Origin of the sequence: Microcystis sp. M090S1 (genome assembly GCF_020246295.1) — a bacterium.
Classification (GTDB): Bacteria; Cyanobacteriota; Cyanobacteriia; order Cyanobacteriales; family Microcystaceae; genus Microcystis; species Microcystis aeruginosa.
The window spans coordinates 1-3,473 of record NZ_JADBTF010000049.1 but is presented as its reverse complement, the minus strand read 5'-3'; the positions used below and the strand labels follow the sequence as shown (position 1 = coordinate 3,473).

Here is a 3,473-nt window from a genome sequence, read left to right as displayed (position 1 = left end):
TGTATCGTAGGGGGCCCCGAAAACAGGCTTCTGTAAAGTCGCGAAAGTCTGAGGAAAGAACCACCTCTGGGTGGGATTTCGCCAGGAATCTAATTCAAGTGGACTCGTTGAGCCAGAAATTCTCAGCAGTGATGCTAGAAGAATCCACGTCCGTTTACGGCGTGGGGTATGTCAAACTAAAAATTGTCTTAATATTTTAACCCTGTTGATCATGAAATCTCGTTATCGGCTGCGTCTTCGGATCTGTCTTGTCTTTCTTATTGTTGCTCTGACAAGTTTGTCTCCTTGGCTAACCCCTAGCGCCTATGCGGGGATCGATGACGATCGCCTTGATGGTAATATTTTTGTGGTCTATGCGGGTAATGGTTCCCTCGTACCACCGCGTTTAAATTTAGCGGAAACTTTTCAACGGAAAATTCCGGCTATTATTGTCTATTATTTGGATGATAGTAGTGATTGTAAGCAATTTGCGGCGATTGTCTCCCGTTTTCAAGAGTTTTACGGTCGCGCCGCCAGTATTATCCCCGTTACTGTCGATTCTATCCCGTTAAAGTCTTCCTATCGTCCCGATGAACCGGGTTACTATTATCGCGGTGGGGTTCCCCAAACGGTGGTTTTAGACCAACAAGGTAAAGTGGTTTATGATGGTTTGGGCAATGTTAAATATGAAGATGTGGATGATGTCTTAAGAAAGGTTTTTGAGCTTTTGCCTCGAACGCAATCGCTAGAGTTAAAAAGACGCTCTTTTAACGAGTTTAACGCTGAATTGCGCTAGTCACTTCGTTTTTTCCCCTCAATTGAACCAAAAATAATCATTTAGAGATGCTGTCAGCAGCGTCTCTATCTTGTTCTTAGGAACAATAAAATTATTTACTTATTGCTTTTATTATCATTTAAGATTTATTTGAACCAAGAAATGCTAGACAATTCAGATTTTATCTGGAGTAACACTTGAAAAATATTTGCAACAGTGCCAGACTGAAAAAAGTTTGCTAACCTGATTATACTGAGAACAATAATCATTCTTATAGGTGTGAGAGACAGCAATGAAAATCAAGCAAAATTTCCTAACAGCAGCCATATTACTGGGTTTTTCTGGTCCGGTACTGGCTAATAGTCTCGAAAACCTCTCTAGTAACCCCATGGCACAGGTGACGACGGTGAATCAATTGCGGGATGTTTCTCCCACCGCCTGGGCTTTTGAGGCCTTAAGAAGTCTCGTGGAGAGGTATGGTTGTATAGTAGGTTATCCTGACCGTACTTTTCGCGGTGAACGCGCTTTAACTCGTTGGGAATTTGCCGCCGGGTTGAATTCCTGCTTAAATACCCTAGAAAGATTGATTCAAGAAGGAGTAGCGGTATTAAAAGAAGATCTAGACAGAATCAAGCGATTAGTCAGGGAATTCGAGACAGAATTAGCGGCCTTAGGGGCTAGGGTTAATAACTTAGAAAATCGAGTCGCTTTTCTGGAAAATAATCAATTTTCCACCACTACTAAATTAACCGGGGAAGTGGTGATGGCATTATATGGGGTAGCCACAGGAGAAAAAAACGGTGGTGAAGGGATTCCCCAAGTACCAGCTTTTGGTTATCGGGCCCGTTTAGAATTAAATACTAGCTTCACAGGCAAAGATTTACTCTATACCCGTCTAGCAACGGGAAATATTGCCGATTTAGCCGATACCACCGGAACTTTTCAAAGTACCTTAGCCTTTACCCAACCCGACGGCAATGATTTATTGCTAGAAGTTTTAAACTACAGTTTCCCCGTAACGGAAAATATCCACCTCTGGTTAGAAGCGACGGGAGGTGCTAAAGATGACTTTACCAATACCCTCAACTTTTTGGATGGAGATGGTGCTAGTGGGGCGCTTTCCGATTTTGGTACCCGCAATCCCCTTTATTTTGCCCCCGGACAAACTGGACTCGGTTTACAGGGTAATTATGGGGCTTTCCAGTTCAGCGCCGGTTATCTTGCCGGGGATGCTAACGATCCTAACCCGGGAGCGGGTTTATTTAACGGTTCCTATACTGCCCTAGGGCAGCTGGGTTATGTTCCAAACGAGAATTTTGGCATTGCTTTATCCTACTTTCATGGTTATAACCAATTAGACACGGGGACGGGAAGTCAGCGCTCGAATTTCCGATTTTTCACCGAAGAACTATTCGGGGAGGCTGTCCCGACCATTAATAATAGTTTGGGTTTACAATTTAGTTGGCGAATTGTCGATGGTTTTGTCCTCGGTGGTTGGGGGGGTTACACAAAAGCTATCACCCTTAGCACCTTAGATGGACAACTAGAACGCGGGGATTTAGATATCTGGAATTGGGCGATAACTTTGGCTTTTCCTGATTTATTTAAGGAAGGAAATACGGCTGGTATTATTGTTGGTATGCAGCCTTGGGTATCTAGTTCTAGTATTAGATTAAATGATGGCAGTTCCACTAATGATCCCGATACTTCCTTTCATATCGAAGGATTTTATGAGTGGAAGCTCACCGATAATATTGCCCTTACTCCAGGGGTAATCGTGATTACTTCTCCTAACTCGAATAACAACAATTCCACCTTAGTTATCGGCACTATCCGCACGACTTTTACTTTCTGATTTGTCTAGGCAGCTGGTCAGAAATAAAGATAAAGTATGACGGGATTTGACATCATCTCTCGACGACCGGCTGCTGTTCCGTCGTTCCCCAGTCTCCTATCGCTTTTAAATAGGATTTAGTATCAGTATAACAGTCAGTCAATTTACCATTCGCCGACGAGAATAAGCAGGGTAATCGCAGGTTATTTTGTATAAATTATAACAGACAAAAATCCCTGACTATTATTTTTAGCAGGTTGAACTAAGAGGAGTTAATCTGAGAGAAAGTAATACTAAATCCGTTGAGTATAGGCTACTTATGAGGACAGGCACTCATGCAAGAGGCACTCATGCAAAAGGGAGAATAAATAGGGTTTGCTGAAAAAGTTTGTTGGTGGGGTTAGGAGTCGGTCGTCAGGAGTCGGTCGTCAGGAGTCGGGAGTTTCAGGCTTTGTTGCCCTCTCTTTTTTTGTACCAACTTATGTACTATAAGAAGGATAATGCCAGGTTTTTGATGGTCCCAATCCGATTTTCGCAGCATGAACATCGGATTTTAACAGGTCAAAAGCCTTATTTTAAAAGGGTTTTACCATTATTCAGCAAGCCCTAAATAATCAGTCTTTAATAACCGGATTTAGTATAAGCACAATTTCTAGAAATAGCTCGTCTTCTGAAAAGCCTCTGGCTCTTACTAGGTCTTCTGAAATCACCAGCAGGGCGGCTCTTGTGGTAGGATGCGTTACTTAACCTACTTTTTCAATTTATTAAGGTAATACCTAACGGATAAGTTTTGTCTATTATATAGGGTCTGCTGAATAAAGCTAAAAACCTTACAGGAAAGGGCTTTTAGCTTGATTGAGAGCTTCCCAAATGCACTTAAATCTG

General features: G+C 42.3%; 2 protein-coding genes. Both read left to right on the top strand.

Going from position 1 to position 3,473, the window contains the following annotated elements; genetic code table 11:
• Positions 1–211 precede the first annotated feature (211 nt).
• Positions 212–775 carry a thylakoid membrane photosystem I accumulation factor gene (locus tag IM477_RS02010; RefSeq protein ID WP_287730353.1) on the top strand — a complete coding sequence of 188 codons (564 nt, stop codon included), beginning with the start codon at positions 212–214 and terminating at the stop codon, positions 773–775.
• Between the two features lie 271 nt (positions 776–1,046).
• On the top strand, positions 1,047–2,609 hold the full coding sequence (locus IM477_RS02005) for an iron uptake porin (protein ID WP_287730351.1): 1,563 nt from the start codon (positions 1,047–1,049) through the stop codon (positions 2,607–2,609).
• Positions 2,610–3,473 lie beyond the last annotated feature (864 nt).

What these genes read in the sequence shown, in the direction of transcription:
- IM477_RS02010 (WP_287730353.1), top strand. Translation starts at nt 212, where the DNA reads ATGAAATCTCGTTATCGGCTGCGTCTTCGGATCTGTCTTGTCTTTCTT.
- IM477_RS02005 (WP_287730351.1), top strand. Translation starts at nt 1,047, where the DNA reads ATGAAAATCAAGCAAAATTTCCTAACAGCAGCCATATTACTGGGTTTT.